This is a genomic window from Streptomyces populi, assembly GCF_002911015.1.
Taxonomy (GTDB): domain Bacteria; phylum Actinomycetota; class Actinomycetes; order Streptomycetales; family Streptomycetaceae; genus Streptomyces; species Streptomyces populi.
In genome coordinates, this window is sequence record NZ_KZ626980.1 from 1 (window position 1) to 20,726 (window position 20,726).

General features: G+C 75.3%; 4 protein-coding genes. 3 read left to right on the forward strand and 1 reads right to left on the reverse strand.

From position 1 onward, the window contains the following. Positions 1–542: 542 nt before the first annotated feature. Positions 543–3,719: a non-ribosomal peptide synthetase gene (locus CW362_RS38165; protein ID WP_103554185.1), complete on the reverse strand. Its 3,177-nt coding sequence runs from the start codon at positions 3,717–3,719 to the stop codon at positions 543–545. A 233-nt stretch (positions 3,720–3,952) separates the two neighbouring features. On the opposite strand from CW362_RS38165, the gene CW362_RS38170 reads away from it, so the two are divergent. From CW362_RS38170 to CW362_RS38205, 3 genes are all read left to right on the forward strand, one after another. Then, complete coding sequence (locus tag CW362_RS38170) at positions 3,953–4,783, forward strand: hypothetical protein (protein WP_103554186.1); 831 nt, start codon at positions 3,953–3,955, stop codon at positions 4,781–4,783. A 20-nt stretch (positions 4,784–4,803) separates the two neighbouring features. Further along, positions 4,804–14,607, forward strand: coding sequence for a type I polyketide synthase (locus tag CW362_RS44220; RefSeq protein WP_206301198.1), 9,804 nt, complete (start codon positions 4,804–4,806; stop codon positions 14,605–14,607). Positions 14,608–14,637: 30 nt separating this feature from the next. Then, positions 14,638–20,726: type I polyketide synthase (locus tag CW362_RS38205; RefSeq protein WP_162684367.1), on the forward strand; the 6,089-nt coding region annotated here is incomplete at its 3' end.

The window sequence follows — 20,726 nt, forward strand, 5'->3', positions numbered from 1 at the left end:
TCCATGACGGGGTTCCTCTGCGTTGTCGGTGCCCGCACCCGCACCCGCACCCGTGCCGGTGCCGGTGCCGGTGTCGGGGGCGGGGCCGTGACGGGGTTCTTCTGCGGTGGTGAGGGGGGTTCATCTGCGGTGGTGGTGGGCGGTGTCGGTGGCGGTGCCGGGGGGCGGGGCCGCGGCGGGGTTCCTCTGCGGTGCCCGCCCACGCCCCGGCCCGGGGCCCGCCCCCGTGCCCGCGCCGGTGCCCGTGCCGGGGCGGGTGCGGGGTTCCTCTGTGGTGCCGGTGCCCGCGGTGGTGCCGGTGACCGGGGGCGGGGTGCGGTCGTGGTGCCGGTGCCGCCGCGGACGGCCGGCCGCCCGGCGGCGCCGGGCTCCTCCTGGATCCGCGGTTCCCCTGGCCCCCTGGCCCGGTTTCCCTGGCCCCCTGGCCCGGTTTCCCTGGCCCGGTGGCCCGGTTTCCCTGGCCCCCTGGCCCGGTGGCCCGGTGGCCCGGTGGCCCGGTGGCCGTCGGCGCGGTGGGCGTCGGCGGGGTGCCGGGGGCGGTGTCAGGGGGTGGGGCCGCGCAGGCCGCGGATGTGTTCGGCCAGGCCGGCCGGGGTCGGGGCGGAGAACAGGTCCGCCAGTTTCACCGTGACCTGCAGTGACTCCTCGATGCGCTGCAGCAGTTGCGCGCCCAGCAGGGAGTGGCCGCCGTGGGTGAAGAAGTTCGTCGTGGCCGTCACGTCCTCGCGTTCCAGCAGCCGGCGCCACAGGGTGATCAGTTCGTGGACCGTCGCGTCCTGCTCACCCGCCCCCGCCCCCGCGCCGGTGCCCGCGCCGGTGCCGGTGCCGGCGGGGGTGTGTTCGCCGGCCAGGCGGGCCAGGGCGAGGTAGTCGACCTTCTGGTTGGCGTTGGCGGGCAGCGCGTCGATGACGCGGAAGTCCTGGGGGATCGCCGAGCGCGGCAGCCGGGCCCGCGCGTGTTCCCACAGCTCGCCGGTGAGGTCCGCCGGTGCGCCGCCGGTCTCGACGAACGCCACCAGCCGGGCGTCCGCGCTGAGGTCGCCGACCACGAGCGCGGCGGCGGCCCGCACCCGCGGGTGTTCCAGCAGGACCGCCTCGATCTCGCCGAGCTCGATCCGGTTGCCGCGCAGCTTGACCTGCCGGTCGGCCCGGCCCAGCAGCTCCAGGCGGCCGTCCTTGCGCCACTGGCCCAGGTCCCCGGTGCGGTAGTAGCGGCCGTGCACGGGGTGCACCCGGAAACGCTCGGCGCTCAGCTCGGGCCGCCGGTGATAGCCCAGGCCCACCCCGCTCCCGGCGATGCACACCTCGCCCCGCACGCCCACGGGCAGTTCACGGCCCGCCGGATCGAGGACCATCACCTGGGTGTTGCGGATCGGGCGGCCCACGTCCAGGCGTTCGCCGAGGTCGCCGGCCAGCACCCGGGACGTCGACCAGATGGTGGTCTCGGTGGGGCCGTAGGCGTGGTGGACCTGGCAGCCGCTGTCCATCAGGCTGCGGGCCAGCGTGACGGGCACGGGCTCGCCGCCGCAGATGACACGGCGGCCCGCGAGCCGGTCGGCGACCTGGTCCAGGACCAGACGCCAGGTGGTGGGCGTGGCCTCCAGGATGGAGGGCTCGTAGCGGTCGATGAGCTCGCGCAGCACCGCGCCCCGGGTGCGGGCCTCGTCGGGCGCGATCACGATACGGCCGCCCGAGTACAGCGGGACGTGCAGTTCGATGCCCGCCATGTCGAAGGCGAAGGTGGTCATCCACAAGGTCGCGTCGTCGGCGCCCGCCTCCAGCTGCCCGGTGAAGTGGGCCGCGACGTTGGCCAGGGCGCGGTGGCCGATCAGCGCGCCCTTGGAGCGTCCCGTCGAGCCGGAGGTGTAGATCAGGTAGGCCGCGTCCTGCGGTGCGGGCCGGCGCCGCAGGGCGCCGGCCGGTGCCTGGGGCACGGGCCCGTCCACCGGGGCCAGCGCCAGCACCGCCGCGCCGGTGCCGGCCGGTGCGCTGAAGGCGGCGTCGCCCAGCAGCACCGCGGCCCCGGAGTCGGACAGCAGGTAGGACAGGCGCTCGGCCGGATGCTCCGGGTCCAGCGGCAGGTAGGCGCAGCCCGCCAGCCAGATGCCCAGGACCGCGGCCACCACTTCGGGGCTGCGCCGGGCGGCCACCGCCACCACGTCCCCCGCCGAGACGCCCGCCCGCTCCAGGCGCGCGCAGGTGGCCTCGGCCGCCTCCCACAGCTGGCGGTAGGTCACGGCGCGCGGCCCGTGCTGCACCGCCACCCGCTGCGGCGCCGACCTCACGTGCCGGTGCACCGCCTCCAGCACGCTCGCCGCCTCCAGCGGGCCGCCGGTGGCGTTGGCCGCCCCGATGACGTCGTGGTCGCGCCCGTCCCACACCTTCAGCTCCCCGACCGGCACCTGCGTGGCCCTCTCGCCGTCGGCGAACGACAGCAGCAGGGCCTCGTAGCGGTGCAGCAGCGCGCTCACGTCCTCGGCGCACAGCACGGCGGGGTCGTGCACGGCGATCAGACGCAGTCCGCCCTCGAAGGACATCACGAAGAACTCGAGGTCGAACTTGCTGAAGCCGTTGCGCGCCACCAGCGGCCGGGCCCGCAGGCCCGCGAGGTCGAAGTCGGGCATCCCGAAGTTCGGCACGTAGTTGAACAGATGCCGAAACAGGGTGCCCCGCCAGGAGGCGTCCGCGCGCGGCACCAGGCCCGAGATGCTGTCCACCGGCACCTGGGAGTGCACGAGCGCGTCGAAGAACGTGTCCCGGGCGGTGCGCACCAGCGAACCGAAACTCTCCTGCGGCTCCACCCGCAGCCGCAGCGGCAGGACGTTGACGTGGTAGCCGATGGCCCGCTGCGCCTCGGGGGGCCGGACGTTGACCGGGGATCCCACCGTCAGGTCGGGGCCCGCGCCGTGGGCGGACAGCAGCAGGAAGTAGGCGGCCAGCAGCACGACCGCCTCGGGGGCCCGCAGCTCCTTCTGCAGCCGCCGCACCACGGCCGCCGCCCGCGGCGACAGCGTGTGGGTGACCTGCGCGCCGGCCAGCTCCGGCTGCGCCGTCTGGGGGGTGCCGATGCCCAGTTCGAGTGTCTGCGGGTCGAAGCCGGCCATCCGGGCGCGCCAGAACTCCACGCTCTCCTGGCCCGGCGCCTCCTCGTGCAGGACGGGAACCGGCACCAGCAGGTCCCGGTCCGTCTCCCGCCCCGCCGCCGCGCTCTCGTAGGCGCGGGTGAGCTCCTCCAGGAAGACGGTGCCCGAGACCGTGTCGTAGACGAGGTGGTGGAAGACGAAACACACCACGTCCCCCTCCGGACGGCGCAGCAGCACGGCCCGCACCAGGGGACGCCCGTCGAACGTGAACGGCCGGGCGACCAGCGGGGTCAGCGCGTCCTCCAGCCGGTCCGCACCGGCGGCGAAGTCCTCGACCTCCTCGATGCCCACCCGGAAGTCCCCGGGCCCCAGCACGGTCTTCGTCAGATCCGCGCCGGCGGCGAAAAAGACCGTGCGCAGCACCTCGTGACGGCGCAGCAGCACCCCCAACGCCTCTTGCAGCGCGGAAATGCTGATCCTGCCGTCCACCTGGAAGGCGAGCGGAAGATTGTTGGGCGCACTTCCGGGAGCCAGCCGTTCGAGAAGCCAGAGAGCTTCTTCCTTCCGGCCGGCCAGGGCGAGCTCGCGCTCTGGCCACGAGGCCGAATGCGGCGCAGTATTCGCCGTACGGTTCACGGAATCCTCCAGATACGGGCTGCGGCGGCGGCAGAAACGACTGCGCCCGAGCGTAGGAGGACCCCGCGCTCTTCCACACCCCTAAACCCGCCGGCCGCGCCCCCTTGCCGCCCGGGCCGCGAACAATAGGGGGTCGATAGGGGATCGGAAGCCTCGCACCCGTGCGACGGCGCCCTCTACGCTCCCGAGCCGGGGACAGAAAATTTTCCTTATCCCGACCGAGGAGTTTTTCGATGGGTGAATCCGGCGAATGGAAAATCCTGGCGGACGGCGGCGGTTCGGACGCGGTCGTGCTCGCCGTCGATTTCGACACGACGGGCAGGCCGGAAGCACGTTTTTCCGACCTGGTCGCCAACCTCACGACCGACCTGGCCGTCTGGGAATCCATACCCCCCGCCGCCGAGGCGGCCGCCGAATGGTCGGGAAAGCAGTACATAGACCACTGGGCACGCGCGGTGGAACAAGAACGCCCCCGCGTGCACGCGGTGATGGGGTACTGCGCCGGATCGGTGTTCGCCGCCACGCTCGCCGAACGCGTCGCCGAACTGCAGGGCAGCGACCCGCTGCTGCTCCTGTTCGACCCCGAGATCACCGTCGCCCAGACCCTGCTGTGGCAGTTCCACAAGATCGTCGGGTTCATGTCGTCCGTGCTGCCCGCCCACGACATCGAGGCCGCCCGCGAGGCCGGACGCCGCTGCTACGACACGAGCCCGCAGGTCGGCCCGCTCAAGCAGGGCCTGACCCGCCTGGTGCGCGAGGTCGGCGAGCCCGCCTTCACCCGCGCCGGGCTCGACCGCACCCGGCGCGAGGAACTCTTCGAGGCCTTCGGCTCCTTCATGGGCTACCTCGCCGCCGCGGGCGACCTGGACCCCTTCGAGCGGTGGCGCTCCGCCACCGCCATCAGCTCCTCCAGCCCCGCCAGCGGCCTCAACGGCATCCGGGCCGCCGGCGTGGGCGCCGACCGGATCTCCGTGGGCCGCGAGCTCACCTTCGACGTCGAGCACGCCACCATGCTGGCCGACCAGAAGATCGCGGCCACTGTTTCCGACCTGCTCCGCCCCTAGCCCGGGAGACACAGACCGCCATGCCCAGTACACGAGACCTGGCCGCCGCACCCCGGCCCCTTCGCACCGGCGGCGCCGTGGCGGTCGTCGGACTGTCCTGCCGGCTGCCCAAGGCGCCCGGGCCGGCCGGCTTCTGGGACCTGCTGCGCAGCGGCACCGACGCCGTGAGCGAGGTGCCCGCCCACCGGTGGGAGCACGCCCGCGTCCTCGCGCAGCAGCCGGCCGCGGCGAACGCCCGCTTCGGCGCCTTCCTGGAGCGCGTCGACACCTTCGACGCGGGCTTCTTCGGGATCGCGCCGAAGGAGGCCGCGGCGATGGACCCGCAGCAGCGCCTCGTGCTCGAACTGGCCTGGGAGGCACTGGAGGACGGCGGCATCGTGCCGGGCACCCTGAACGGCAGCCGCACCGGTGTGTTCATCGGCGCGATCTGGGACGACTACGCCGCCCTGCAGCACCGCCGGGGCACGGCGGGCACCGGCCCGCACACCGTCACCGGCCTCAACCGCGGCATCATCGCCAACCGCGTCTCCTACACCCTGGGACTCAACGGCCCCAGCATGAGCGTCGACACCGCCCAGTCGTCCTCCCTGGTCGCGGTCCAGCTGGCCTGCGAGAGCCTGCGCAGCGGCGAGTCCCAGATCGCGCTCGCCGGCGGCGTCAACCTCAACCTGGTACCCGACAGCGCCGTGGGCATGGCCCGCTTCGGGGCCCTGTCGCCCGACGGCCGCTGCTTCACCTTCGACGCACGGGCCAACGGCTACGTCCGGGGCGAGGGCGGCGCCGTGGTCGTCCTCAAACCGCTCGAGGCCGCGCTCGCCGACGACGACCCGGTCTACTGCCTCATCCTGGGCGGCGCGGTCAACAACGACGGCGCCACCGACGGCCTGACCGTGCCCGGCCAAAACACCCAGGCACAGATGCTGCGCACGGCCTACGAACGGGCCGGGGCCGACCCCGGCGACGTGCAGTACGTGGAACTGCACGGCACCGCCACCCCGGTCGGCGACCCCATCGAGGCGGCCGCGCTGGGCCGGGTGCTGGGCGCCGCACGCACCGGCGACACCCCGCTGCTGGTGGGCTCGGCGAAGACCAACGTGGGACATCTGGAGGGCGCGGCGGGCATCGTCGGGCTCCTCAAGACCGCGCTGAGCATCCGCCACCGCAGCCTCCCGCCCAGCCTCAACTTCCGTGACCCCAACCCGAAGATCCCCTTCGGCGAACTGAACCTGCGCGTCCACGACCGGCTCGGCCCCTGGCCCCGCCCCGACCGGCCGCTGCTGGCGGGCGTCAGCTCCTTCGGCATGGGCGGCACCAACTGTCACCTGGTCCTGGCCGACCTGCCCGACACCCCCGCCACGTCCCGTACCGCACCGGGCCGCCCCACCGCCACCGCATCCGACGGCCCCTCCGCCACCGCCTCCGATGCCGCCTCCGGCGGCCCCTCCGACGGCGTGTCCGACGGCGTGTCCGACGGCGTGTCCGATGCCGCATCCGGCGGCCCGTCCGACGGCGTGTCCGACGGCGTGTCCGCCACCGCCTCCGGCGGCCCCTCCGACGGCGTGTCCGGCGGCGTTGCCGCGGCGCCGGACGGCCCGGTGCCCTGGCTGGTGTCCGCCCGCAGCCGGGCGGCACTGCGCGGCCAGGCACGGCGGCTGCGCTCCCTCATCACCGACCGGGCGGACCTGCGCCCCGCGGACGTGGGGTTCTCGCTGCTCACCGGCCGGTCCCTGTTCGAGCACCGGGCCGTGCTCGTGGCCCAGGACACCGCGGACTTCGACGAGGCACTGCGCGCCCTGGCCGAGGACCGGGCCATGGCCCACACGGTCACGGGCCGGGCCGCCCCCGCGGGCCGGACCGCGTTCCTCTTCAGCGGACAGGGCAGCCAGCGCCCCGCGGCGGGCCGCGAACTGTACGCGGCCCACCCGGCGTTCGCCGACGCCCTCGACGAGGTGTGCGAGCACTTCGCCCCGCACCTGGACCTGCCCCTGCGCGACGTCCTGTTCGCCGACCCCGGCACCGTGCAGGCCGCGGCCCTGGACCAGACCCGCTACACCCAGCCGGCCCTGTTCGCCCTGGAGAGCGCCCTGTACCGGCTGACGGCCCACGGGTTCGGCGTCGTGCCCGACGTGCTGATCGGCCACTCGGTCGGCGAGATCGCCGCCGCGCACGCCGCGGGTGTCCTGGACCTGGCCGGCGCCTGCTCGCTCGTGGCGGCCCGCGGGCGCCTCATGCAGGCCGCCCCCGCCGGCGGCGCCATGACCGCCCTGGAGGCCGGCGAGGAGGAAGTCGCCGCGTCCCTCGAGCCGTACGCGGACAAGGCCGGTGTCGCGGCCGTCAACGGCCCCTCGTCCGTCGTCGTCTCCGGCGACCGCGACGCCGTCGACGCCCTGGCCCGCCACTGGCGCGGCCGCGGCCGCAGGACCAAGGAACTGCGCACCAGCCACGCCTTCCACTCCGCCCACATGGACGGCGTGCTCGAGGAGTTCGAGGACCTCGCCCGGGGCCTGGCCTACCGCGCGCCCCGGATCCCGGTCGTCTCCAACCTCACCGGCGAGATCGCCGGCGAGCAGCTGTGCTCCCCCCGGTACTGGGCGCGCCACGTGCGCGGCGCCGTCCGGTTCGCCGACGGGGTGCGCACCCTGGCGGGGCAGGGCGTCACCCGCTGGCTGGAGCTGGGGCCCGAGGCCGTGCTGATCCCGATGGTCCGCGAGAGCCTCGCCGCCGGCGCCCCGGACCGGCCGCCCGTCCTGGCGCCCGTGCTGCGCGCCGGCCGGCCCGAGGCCCGCACGTTCCTCACCGCCCTGGCCCAGCTGCACGTGCACGGCGCCGACGTCGACTTCGGCCCCGCGTTCGCCGCCCGCCGGCCGCGCCGCACACCGCTGCCGACCTACGCCTTCCAGCGCGAGCGCCACTGGCTGGATTCCCTGCCCCAGGCCGGCCCGTCCCCCGCCCCGGCGGGGGACGGGCCCACCGGCGCGCCGGCCGCGCAGACCCCCGCCCCGCGGACCGGCGCGCCCTCGGACACGACCCGCACCCCGGACACCCCGGACACCGCGGACGCCGGCACTCCGGGCACCGCGGGCACCGCGGACGCCGGCACTCCGGACGCCCCGGGCGCCGGCGCGCTGCCCGCCCGGCTGGCCGCACTGAGCGGGACCGAACAGGACCTGCTGCTGCGCGAGCTGGTCGCCACCCAGGTGGCCCTCGCGCTGGGCCACTCCCGCGCGGACGCGGTCGACCTCGACCTGGCCTTCAAGGACCTGGGATTCGACTCGCACACCGCGCTGGAGTTCCGCACCGCGCTGTGCGCCGCCACCGGCCTGGACCTGCCCGCCTCGCTCGTCTACGACCACCCCTCGCCCCGGGCGCTGATCGCCCACCTGCGCCCGGCCCGCGAGCAGCACCCCGCCGCCGAACCCGCCGGGCCGCACCGTGGGCAGGACGACGACCCGATCGCGATCGTCGCGATGAGCTGCCGCTACCCGGGAGGGGTCCACTCGCCCGAGGACCTGTGGCGCCTGCTCGCCCAGGGCGGCGACGCGATCGGCGACTTCCCCGCCGACCGCGGCTGGAACCTCGACGGCCTCTACGACCCCGACCCGGACCGGCCCGGACGCACCTACCTCACCAGGGGCGGGTTCCTGGACCACCCCGACCGCTTCGACGCCGACTTCTTCGGCATCTCACCGCGCGAGGCGCTGGCCATGGACCCGCAGCAGCGGCTGCTCCTGGAGACCTCCTGGGAGGCCGTCGAGCGGGCCGGCCTCGACCCCGCCTCGCTGCGCGACAGCCGCACCGCGGTGTTCGTCGGCGCCATGGCGCAGGACTACGGGCCACGCCTGCACGAACCGGTCGAGGGCGCCGACGGCTACCTGCTGACCGGCACCACCCCCAGCGTCGCCTCCGGCCGCGTGGCCTACACGCTGGGCCTGCGCGGCGCCGCCGTCACCGTCGACACCGCCTGCTCCTCCTCCCTGGTGGCCCTGCACCTGGCGGCGCAGGCCCTGCGGCAGGGCGAGTGCACGATGGCCCTGGCCGGCGGGGCGACCATCATGTCCAACCCGGGCATGTTCGTCGAGTTCAGCCGCCAGCGCGGCCTGGCCCCCGACGGCCGCTGCAAGGCGTTCTCCTCCGCGGCCGACGGCACCGCCTGGGCCGAGGGCGTCGGCATGCTGCTGCTGGAGCGGCTCTCCGACGCGGTGCGCCTGGACCACCCCGTCCTCGCCGTGATCCGCTCCAGCGCCGTCAACCAGGACGGCGCCAGCAACGGCCTGAGCGCACCCAACGGCCCCTCCCAGGAACGCGTGATCCGCCAGGCCCTGACCGCCGCCCGCCTGGACGCCGGCGAGGTGGACGCCGTCGAGGCGCACGGCACCGGCACCGCCCTGGGCGACCCCATCGAGGCGGCCGCCCTGCTGGCCACCTACGGCCGCGGCCACACCCCCGAGCGGCCCCTGCTGCTGGGCTCGCTGAAGTCGAACATCGGCCACAGCCAGGCCGCGGCCGGCGTCGGCGGCGTCATCAAGATGGTGCTGGCCATGCAGCACGGCGTCCTGCCGCGCACCCTGCACGCCGACGAGCCGACCCCCCACGTCGACTGGTCCTCGGGCACCATGACGCTGCTGAGCGAAGCGACCCCCTGGCCGGCGACCGGCCGGCCGCGCCGGGCGGCGGTGTCCTCCTTCGGCATCAGCGGCACCAACGCGCACCTGATCGTGGAACAGGCCCCCGCCGCCCCGCCGGCCCCCCGGCCAAACACCCCCCGCCCGGCCGGGCCGCTGCCCTGGCTGCTGTCGGGCAAGTCCCCCCAGGCCGTGGCCGCCCAGGCCGCACGGCTGCACGAACTCCTCACCGGCCGGCCCGACACGCACCCCGCCGACGTGGCGCTCTCCCTCGCCCTCACCCGCACCCAGCACGACCACCGGGCCGTCCTGGTCCACCGGGCCGGCGACCGGCTCGAGCCGCAGCTCCTGCGGCAGCTCGAGGCCCTGGCCACCGGCGCCCCCGGGCCCGGCCTCACCCAGGGCGTGGTGCGCGGCACGGCGGGACCGCTCGCCGTGCTGTTCACCGGCCAGGGCGCCCAGCGCCCGCAGATGGGACACGAACTGGCCCGCACCCACCCGCAGTTCGCCCACGCTCTGGAAGAGGTCTGGGCCCACCTGGACGAACACCTGGAGCGGCCCATGCGCGCCGTCGTCTTCGACGGCGACAAGGACCGCGACGGCCGGCCGCTGCTGGATTCCACCGCCTACACCCAAAGCGCGCTGTTCGCCGTCGAGACCGCCCTGTACCGGCTGCTCGAGCAGTGGGGGGTGCACCCCGCCTTCGTCGCCGGGCACTCGGTCGGCGAGATCGCCGCCGCGCACGCGGCCGGCGTGCTCTCGCTCGCCGACGCGTGCGCGCTCACCGCGGCCCGGGGCAGGCTCATGCAGGCCCTGCCCGCCGGCGGCGCGATGGTGGCGGTGGAGGCAAACGAGGCGCAGGTCGCGCCCCTGCTGGCCGGCCGCGAGAAGGACATCGCGATCGCCGGACTCAACGGCCCCGCGGCCACGGTCATCTCCGGCACCCGCGAGGCGGTGGCCGCCGTCGCCGGCCAGCTGCGCGCCCAGGGGTGCAGGACCAAGCAGCTGCGGGTCAGCCACGCCTTCCACTCACCCCTCATGGACGGCATGCTGGAGGACTTCCGCGCCCTGGCCGCCACCTTGCACCACGACCCGGCCCGCATCCCGCTGCTCTCCACCGTCACCGGCGAACCGCGCACCCGCCTGGACGCCGACTACTGGGTCACCCAGGTACGCGCCCCGGTCCGCTTCCACGACGCGGTGCGCCGCCTGCACGCCGAGGGCGTGCGCACCTTCCTGGAGGCGGGCCCGGACGGCGTGCTGTCCGCGATGGGCGACGCCTGCCTCGCCCAGGAGGGCGACGCCCTGTTCGTCCCGCTCCTGCGCGCCGGCCGCCAGGAGAGCGCGACACTGGCCACGGCCCTGGGCCGGCTCCACACCCGGGGCGTCGCCGTCGACTGGGCGGCACGGTTCGCCGGGGCCCGGCCGACCCCGCTGCCGACGACCGCGCTGCAGCGCCGGCGCTACTGGCTGGCGCCGGCACCGGCCGCGGCAGACGCCGCCGGGCTCGGGCTCACCGCGACCCGCCACCCCCTGCTGGGGGCGGCGGTGGAATCCGCCCTCTCCCCGGAGGTCCTGTTCACCGCGAGCCTGTCCCGGCACACCCAGCCCTGGCTCAAGGACCACGCGGTGCACGGCTCGGTGGTCCTGCCCGGCGCCGCGATGGTCGACCTCGCCCTGCACGCCGGACAGCACCTGGGCCTGGCCCGCCTGGGCGAACTGACCGTGTACGCCCCCCTGGCACTGCCCGGGTCCCAGGCGCTCACGGTGCAGCTGGTGGTGGGCGGCGAACAGGACGGCCGCCGCCCGCTGACCCTGTGCTCGCGGGCACGGGCCGACCTGCCGTGGACCCGGCACGCCGAGGGGTGGCTCGAGAACGCGCCCGCGCCCGCGCCCGGGGCCCGGCCGGGGCCGTGGCCGCCGGCCGGCGCCGAGACGACACCGGCGCACGAGCTGTACGAGCGCCTGGAGAACCTGGGCTACGGCTACGGCCCCGCCTTCCGCGGCACCCGCGCCGCCTGGCACAGCGGCGACGACGTGTTCGCCGACGTCACCCTGCCCCGCGAGGCACCCGCACAGCCGGCCGGCCTGCATCCCGCCCTGCTCGACGCCGCGCTGCACGCGGGGGTCGCGCACCTGGCCGCCGAGAGCGGCACCGCGCTGATGCCGTTCTCCTTCACCGGCGTCAGCCAGCACGCGCCGTGCCCGGACACGGTGCAGGTCCACCTGCGGCGCACCGGAGCGCACACGGCCCGCCTCACCCTCTTCGGCGAGGGACGCACCGTCGCCACGATCGACGAACTGGTCCTGCGCCCGGTGACCGCGGGCCAGCTGCGCGGCACCGGGCACGAGGCGCTGCACCGGATCGACTGGCCCGAACTCCCCCTGACCGCGGACCCGCTGCCCCGGGCAGCCCTGTTCACCGCCCAGGACCCCCAGGACCCCCGGGACACCCGGGACACCGAGGACACCCGGGACACCGAGGGCGCTCAGGGTGCTCAGGGCGCCGGGGGCGGTGCGGGCCTCGCCGGCCCGCTGCGCGCCGCACTCGCGGCCGCGGGCACCGAACGGGTGGCCTTCCCCGCCCAGGTCGCCGTGGGCACCGCCGCACACGCACAACAGGCACTGGCCCTGGTGCAGGACTGGCTCACCGCGGCCCCCGACGACCAGGCCCGCCTGGTCGTGGTGACCCACGGCGCCGTGGCCACCGCACCCCAGGAGAGCCCCGACCCCGACGCGGCCGCCGTATGGGGCCTGGTGCGCTCCGCACAGACCGAACACCCCGGCCGCCTCGCCCTGGTGGACACCGACGACACCCCGCAGTCCGCCGCCGCCCTCGCCGCCGCCCTCGCCGCCGGCGAGCCGCAGCTGGCCCTGCGCCGCGGCACCGCGCACGTGCCCAGACTGACCCGCCCGGCCGGCCTGGTCCCCCCCGCCCAGACGGACACCTGGCGCCTTGCGGCACCCCGGCGCGGCACCCTGGAGGCACTGGCCCTGCTGCCCTGCCCGGAGGTGACCCAACCGCTCGCCCCGCACCAGGTACGCATCGCCGTCCGCGCCGCGGGAGTCAACTTCCGCGACGTGCTCAGCACCCTGGGCATGTACCCGGGAGAGGCCGGACTGCTGGGCCAGGAGGGCGCGGGCACGGTCACCGAGGTCGGCGCACAGGTCACCGCCCTGGCCCCCGGCGACCGGGTGATGGGCATGTTCACCGGCGCCTTCGGCCCCACCGCCGTGGCCGACCACCGCATGCTGGCCCCCGTCCCCGACACCTGGAGCGACGCGCAGGCCGCCGCGACACCGCTGGTGTTCCTCACCGCCTACCACGCCCTGCACGAACTGGCGGGCCTGCGCGCCGGGGAGAAGGTGCTGATCCACGCCGCCGCCGGCGGCGTGGGAATGGCCGCCGTCCAGCTCGCCCGCCACCTGGGCGCCGAGGTCCGCGCCACCGCGAGCGAGGGCAAATGGGCCGCGCTGCAGCACCTGGGGCTGACCGAGGACCAGCTGTCCTCCTCACGGACCCTGGCCTTCGAGCAGCGCTTCGCCCCGGGAGTCGACGTCGTGCTCGACTCACTGGCCGGCGAGTTCGTGGACGCCTCCCTGCGCCTGCTGCGCGAAGGCGGCCGCTTCATCGAGATGGGCAAGACCGACATCCGCGACGCGGACACCGTCGCCACCCACCACCCCGGCATCCGCTACCAGGCCTTCGACCTGCTCGAGGTGGCACCGCAGCGCATCGCCGAGATGTTCGCCGAACTGATGGAACTGTTCACCCGCGGCGCGCTCACCCCGCTGCCGGTGACCACCTGGGACGTACGCCGCGCCGCGGACGCCTTCCGGCACATGAGCCAGGCCCGCCACACCGGCAAGGTCGTCCTCACGATGCCCGCACCCCCCTTCCGCGGCCGCACCCCCGACCACCACGGCACCGTACTGATCACCGGCGCCACCGGGGCGCTGGGCCGGGCCACCGCCCGCCACCTGGTCACCGAACACGGCGTACGCCGGCTGCTGCTGACCAGCCGGCGCGGCACCCAGGCCCCCAAGGCCGCCGAACTGCTCACCGAACTCGCCGCCCTGGGCGCCCACGCGGACCTCGTGGCCTGCGACGCGGCCGACCGCGACGCACTGGCCGCGGTCCTCGACGGCGTGCAGCTGAGCGCGGTCGTGCACGCGGCGGGCGTCCTGGACGACGGCGTGCTCACCGACCTGACCCCCCAGCGCCTGGAACGGGTGCTGCGCCCCAAGGCACAGGCCGCGAAGAACCTGCACGAGCTCACCGCGGACCGGGACCTGAGCGCCTTCGTCCTGTTCTCCTCGGTGATGGGCACCCTCGGCGGCCCCGGCCAGGCCAACTACGCCGCCGCGAACGCCTACCTGGACGCCCTGGCCCAGCAGCGGCGATCGCAGAAACTCCCCGCCCTGTCACTGGCCTGGGGCTGGTGGCAGAACGAGGACGGCATGGGCGGATCGGCCCTGGGCCAGGCCGACCGGGCCCGCATGAAACGCTCGGGCCTCATCCCCCTGAGCACCCCCGACGGCCTCGCCCTGCTGGACGCGGCACTCGCACACGACGAACCGGCCCTGGTGCCCACCGGCTGGGACCTGGCCGCGATCCGGGCCCAGGCACAGAACGCACCCGCCGTGCTGCGCTCCCTGGTGCCCCTGACCGCACCGCAGCAGACCACCACCGCCGCCGCCCCCGACCTGCGCCGGCAACTGGCCGAACTGCCCCCGGCGGAACGGGAGCGGGCCGTACTGGACCTGGTGCGCGAACACACGGCCGTGGTCCTGGGACGCGGCGGCGCGGCCACCGTCGACGCGGACCTGCCCTTCAAGGACCTGGGCTACGACTCCCTCACCTCCGTCGAACTGCGCAACCGGCTGATCGCGGCGACGGGCCTGCGGCTCGCCCCCGCCCTGCTCTTCGACCACCCCACCCCGGCACGCGTCGCCCGGCTCCTGCAGGACGAACTGGCACCCGCCCAGACACCGCCCGCGGCCCTGGCCCAGCTGGAGCGGCTGGAGAAGGCACTGACCGAGGCGCCCGACACACCGGAGCTGCGGTCCGAGATCGAGACACGCCTGAAGGCCCTGGCGGCGCGGATGGCCCGCCCCGGCCACCAGGACGACGACACCGAGCACCTGCAGACGGCCTCGGTCAAAGAGCTGCTCAGTTTCATCGACCAGGAACTCGCCTGAGTCCGCACACATTCCAAGGGGTTGGCACACGTGGCAAACGACGAGCAGCAACTGGTCGAGTACCTGCGGCGCGTCACCGTCGATCTGCGCAAGACCCGGGAGAGGCTGCACGCCCTCGAGCACCCCGAGCCGGTCGCGATCGTCGGCATGGCGTGCCGGTTCCCCGGCGGGGCCGACACCCCCGACGCCCTGTGGGACCTGGTGGCCCGGGGCCGCGACGCGGTCGGCGCCTTCCCCGCCGACCGCGGCTGGGACCTGGAGGGCCTGTACCACCAGGACCCCGAGCACCGCGGCACCACCTACACCCGGCACGGCGGATTCCTGTACACGGCCGGCGACTTCGACGCGGAGTTCTTCGGCATCTCACCGCGTGAGGCACTGGCGATGGACCCCCAGCAGCGGCTGCTGCTGGAGACCTCCTGGGAGGCGCTGGAAGGCGCCGGGATCCTGCCCGAGACCCTGCGCTCCAGCCCCACCGGCGTGTTCGTCGGCGCCTTCGCCCAGGACTACGCGGGCCCGCTGCACCACGCACCCGCGGGCTTCGAGGGCCACCTGCTCACGGGCAAGCACTCCAGCGTCGCCTCCGGCCGCATCTCCTACACCCTGGGCCTGGAGGGCCCGGCCGTCACCGTGGACACGGCCTGCTCCTCCTCGCTGGTGGCCCTGCACCTGGCGGTGCAGGCGCTGCGCCGCGGCGAGTGCGACAGGGCGCTGGCCGGCGGGGCGACGGTGATGGCCAGCCCCGGCATGTTCCTGGAGTTCAGCCGCCAGCGCGGCCTGGCCGCCGACGGCCGGTGCAAGGCGTTCGCGGAGGCCGCCGACGGAACCGGCTGGGCCGAGGGCGCCGGCGTCCTGGTGCTGGAGCGGCTCTCAGAGGCGCGGCGGCTGGGGCACCGGGTGCTGGCGGTGGTGCGCGGATCAGCGGTCAACCAGGACGGTGCCTCCAACGGTCTGACGGCGCCGAACGGTCCCTCGCAGCAGCGGGTGATCCGCCAGGCCTGGGCGGACGCGGGTGTCTCGGGCGCCGAGGTGGACGCGGTGGAGGCGCACGGCACCGGCACCGCGCTGGGCGACCCGATCGAGGCGCAGGCTTTGCTGGACACCTACGGACAGCAGCACAAGGACGGCGACCCGCTGTGGCTGGGGTCGCTGAAGTCGAACATCGGGCACGCGCAGGCCGCGGCCGGGGTGGGCGGGATCATCAAGATGGTCCAGGCGCTGCGGCACCAGGTGCTGCCGCGCACCCTGCACGTGGACGCGCCGTCGTCGAAGGTGGACTGGTCCTCGGGCGCGGTGGAACTGCTGACGACGGAGCGCGCGTGGCCGCGCGGCGAGCGGCCGCGGCGGGCGGCGGTGTCCTCGTTCGGGATCAGCGGCACCAACGCCCACGTCATCCTCGAAGAAGCCCCCGAGCCCTCGGAGGCCCCCGAAGCCGCCGAGACTCCCGAACTCCCCGGGGCCGCCGAGGCCTCCGGTACCGCCGAGGCCTCCGGGGCCGCCGATGCCGGGGCGGGGGAGCAGCCGGTGCCCTGGGTGGTGACCGGGCGGACCGAGGCCGCGCTGCGCGCCCAGGCCGCACAGCTCCTGCCGCACGTGAGCGGACTCGACCCGGCCGCCGTCGCCCTGTCGCTGACCGGAACACGGACCGCCTTCGAACACCGCGCCGCCGTCCCGGCCGGCGACCTGGACGCACTGCGCGCCCTGGCCGAGGGCCACGAACACCCGGCCCTCCAACGGGCGATCGCCGCCGCCGACCCGCGGCCGGTGTTCGTCTTCCCCGGCCAGGGCTCCCAGTGGGCGGGCATGGCCGCCGGCCTGCTCGACACCTCCCCCGTGTTCGCGCAGCACATGGCACAGTGCGCGCAGGCCCTCGCCCCCCACGTGGACTGGGACCTGCACGCGGTGGTACGCGGCGAGCCGGGCGCCGCCTCACTGGAGCGCGTCGACGTGGTCCAGCCCGCCCTGTTCGCCGTCATGGTCTGCCTGGCCCGGCTGTGGGAATCCTTCGGCGTACGGCCCGCGGCCGTGGTGGGACACTCGCAGGGCGAGATCGCCGCCGCCTGCGTCGCCGGGATCCTCTCCCTGGAGGACGCCGCACGCGTGGCCGCGCTGCGCAGCCAGGCGATCGCCCGCATCGCCGGCGACGGCGGCATGGCCTCCGTGCCCCTGCCGGCCGACCGCGTGCACGAACTGATCGCCCCCTGGGACGGCGCCCTGTCCGTCGCGGCGGTCAACGGACCCGCCTCCGTGGTGGTCGCGGGCGCCGCCGACGCCCTGCAGGAACTCCTCGACGCCTGCACCGCCGACGACATCACGGCCCGCCGCATCGCGGTGGACTACGCCTCGCACTCCGCACAGATGGAGACCCTGCGCGAGGACCTGCTCCAGGTCCTCGCGCCGGTCCGGCCCGGCCCCGCCCGGATCCCGTTCCACTCGACGGTCGACGGCGAGGACGCCGCCACCACCGAACTCGACGCCGCCTACTGGTACCGCAACCTGCGCAGCACCGTCCGGTTCGAGCCGGCCGTACGCGCCCTGCTGGACGCCGGCCACAGCATGTTCATCGAGTGCAGCCCCCACCCCGTGCTGGCGATGGCCGTCCAGGACACCGCCGACGACACACGGCACACCGCCGTCGCCGTCGCCTCCCTGCGCCGCGACCACGGCGGAGCGGACCGGTTCCAGCAGTCGCTGGCCCAGGCCTTCACCCACGGCGCCCCGGTCCGGTGGCCCGCCGCCACCACCCCCCTGGACCTGCCGACCTACCCCTTCCAGCGGGAGCACTACTGGCTCGACGAACGCGACAGCGGCACCGACCCCGCCCGCCTCGGCATCGCCGCCGCCGGCCACCCGCTGCTGAGCACGGTCGTCGAACTCGCCGCCGACGGCGGCACCGTGCTCACCGGCCGGCTCACCGCGACCGGCTGGCTCGCCCAGCACACCGTGCAGGACACCGCGCTGCTGCCCGGCACCGCGTTCGTGGAACTGGCCCTGTGCGCGGGCCGCACCGTCGGCTGCGACCGGCTCGAGGAGCTGACCCTGCACGAACCCCTGCTCCTGCCCGACGACAGCACCGTACAGATGCAGATCGCGGTCGGGCCGGCGGGCCAGGACGGCAGGCGCGAGGTGAGCGTCCACTCCCGCACGGGCGAGGCCCCCTGGACGCGGCACGCCTTCGGACTCCTCACCCCCACGGCGGCACCCGCCCCCGCCCCGGCGGCACAGCAGTGGCCGCCCGGCGACGCCCGCCCCATCGACCTGACCGGCTTCTACGAGCGCCTCGAACAGGCCGGATACGGCTACGGCCCCGCATTTAGGGGACTGACCCGCGCCTGGCGCAGCGGCGACGAACTTTTCGCCGACATCACCCTGCCGCAGCCGGCCGACACCCCGGACGGCGAGGCACAGTACGGCCTCCACCCGGCCCTCAGCGACGCCGCCCTGCACCCGCTGCTCCTCGGCGAGGACACCCTCAGGCTGCCCTTCTCCTGGAACGGGGTCACCCTGCACTCGACGGGCGCCACGACCCTGCGCGTGCGCCTGGCACCGGCCGTCGGCGACAGCGTCTCGGTCCTCGCCCTGGACGGCGCGGGCCACCTTGTCCTGAGCGCCGACTCCCTGACCCTGCGCCCGGTCCAGGCGGCCCAGCTGGCCCCCCGCCTCGACTCCCTGTTCCAGCTCGAGAGGCACACCGCGCCGCTGCCCGCCACCACACCCGACCCCGCCCGCTGGGCGGTGCTCGGCGAACCGGTGGACGCACTCACCGGCGCGGACACCCACCCCGGCCTCGCGGCCCTCATCGACGCCACCGGCACCGAACTGCCCGAACTCGTGGTGGCCCACGTGCCGGCGGCCGCGACGGACCCGGTCACCGCGGCCCGCACGGCGACCGGACAGGTGCTCGGCCTGCTGCAGGCATGGCTCGCCGACGACCGCACCGCCGCCTCCCGCCTGATCGTCCTGACCCGCTCGCACGACCTGTCGCACGCGGCGGTACGCGGCCTGGTGCGCAGCGCGCAGAGCGAGCACCCCGGCCGCTTCACCCTCGCCGAGAGCGACGACCACGCCGCCTCCCGCGCCGCCCTGCCCGCCGCCCTGGCCGAGGACCTCACCGACTTCCGGCTCGAGCAGGGACAGCTCACCGTGGACCGGCTGACCCGGGCACAGACCGCACCGGGCGGCCCGGGACTCGACCCGCAGGGCACCGTGCTGATCACCGGCGGCACCGGAACCCTGGGCGGACTGCTCGCCCGCCACCTGATCGACCGGCACGGCGCCCGCCACCTGCTGCTGACCAGCCGCAGCGGACCGGATCCGGCCGCGGCCCAGGCCCTGGCCGCCGACCTGCGGAGCACCGGCGCCCACGTCCGCGTCGTCGCCTGCGACGCCGCGGACCGCGACGCACTGGCCGCGACCCTGCGCCAGATCGATGCCGCACACCCGCTGACCGCCGTGGTGCACGCCGCGGGCGTCGTGGACGACGCCCTGCTCACCTCGCTCACCCAGGACCAGCTCGCCACCGTGCTGCGGCCCAAGGCCGACGCCGCATGGAACCTGCACGAACTGACCAGGGACATGAACCTGTCCGCCTTCGTCCTCTTCTCCTCGGCGGCCGCCACCCTCGGCAACGCGGGCCAGGCCAACTACGCCGCCGCGAACGCCTTCCTCGACGCACTGGCCCAGCACCGCCGCGAGCAGGGCCTGCCCGCCCTCTCCCTCGCCTGGGGCCTGTGGGCCCAGAACAGCACCATGAGCGGCCACCTGGGCGACGCCGACCTGAGCCGGATGCGCCGCGGCGGCATCGTCCCCCTGGCCACCGAGGAAGGACTGCGCCTGTTCGACGCCGCGTGCACCCTGGACCGCGCCCTGGCGGTGCCCCTCTCACTGGACCTCGCGGCGATCGCCGCGAACGCCGCCGACCTCGGCGTACCACCGGTGCTGCGCGGCCTGGTCCGCCCCCCGGCCCGCCGCGCCGCACAGGCCCCCGCCCGCAGCGCGACCGGGGCACTGCGCGACCGGCTGGCCGCGCTCGCACCCGAGGACCGGCACGCGGAACTGGTCGAACTGACCCGGCTGCACACCGCCGTCACCCTGGGCCACGGAGCACCCGAACGCGTCGAACCCGCCCGCGCCTTCAAGGAGATGGGCTTCGACTCCCTGATGTCGGTGGACCTGCGCAACCGGCTCAACGGCGCCACCGGACTGCGGCTGCCCGCCACCCTGCTCTTCGACCACCCCACCACCGCCGCCGTGGCGGCCCTGCTGGAGACCGAACTGCTGGGCCCGGTCACCGGGCCCGAGCCCCGGCCCTCCACACCCCCCGCCGCGTCCCCGGACCCCGCCGGCCTGTTCGAGCCCATCGCCGTCGTCGGCATGAGCTGCCGCTTCCCGGGCGGCACCGACTCCCCGGACGCCCTGTGGGACCTGGTGGCCCGGGGCGCCGAGGCACTCGGCCCGATGCCGACGAACCGCGGCTGGGACCTGGAACACCGCTACGACCCCGAAGGACAGCGCCCGGGAAGCTTCTACACCGACGCCGGCGGCTTCCTGCACACGGCCGGCGACTTCGACGCGGAGTTCTTCGGCATCTCACCGCGTGAGGCACTGGCGATGGACCCCCAGCAGCGGCTGCTGCTGGAGACCTCCTGGGAGGCGCTGGAGTCGGCCGGCCTCGACCCGTCGTCGCTGCGGGGCGAGAACACCGGCGTCTACGTCGGCTCGATGGCACCCGACTACGCCGCCGGCCTGAACGCCGCCACCCCCGACATCGAGGGCTTCCTGGGAGTCGGCACCAGCGGCAGCGTCATCTCCGGCCGCATCTCCTACACCCTGGGCCTGGAGGGCCCGGCGGTCACCGTGGACACGGCCTGCTCCTCCTCGCTGGTGGCCCTGCACCTGGCGGTGCAGGCGCTGCGCCGCGGCGAGTGCGACAGGGCCCTGGCCGGCGGCGTCACCGTCATGAGCACACCGAAAACACTGATCGAGTTCAGCCGCCAGCGCGGCCTGGCCCCCGACGGCCGGTGCAAGGCGTTCGCGGAGGCCGCCGACGGAACGGGCTGGGCCGAGGGCGCCGGCGTCCTGGTGCTGGAGCGGCTGTCGCAGGCGCGGCGGCTGGGGCA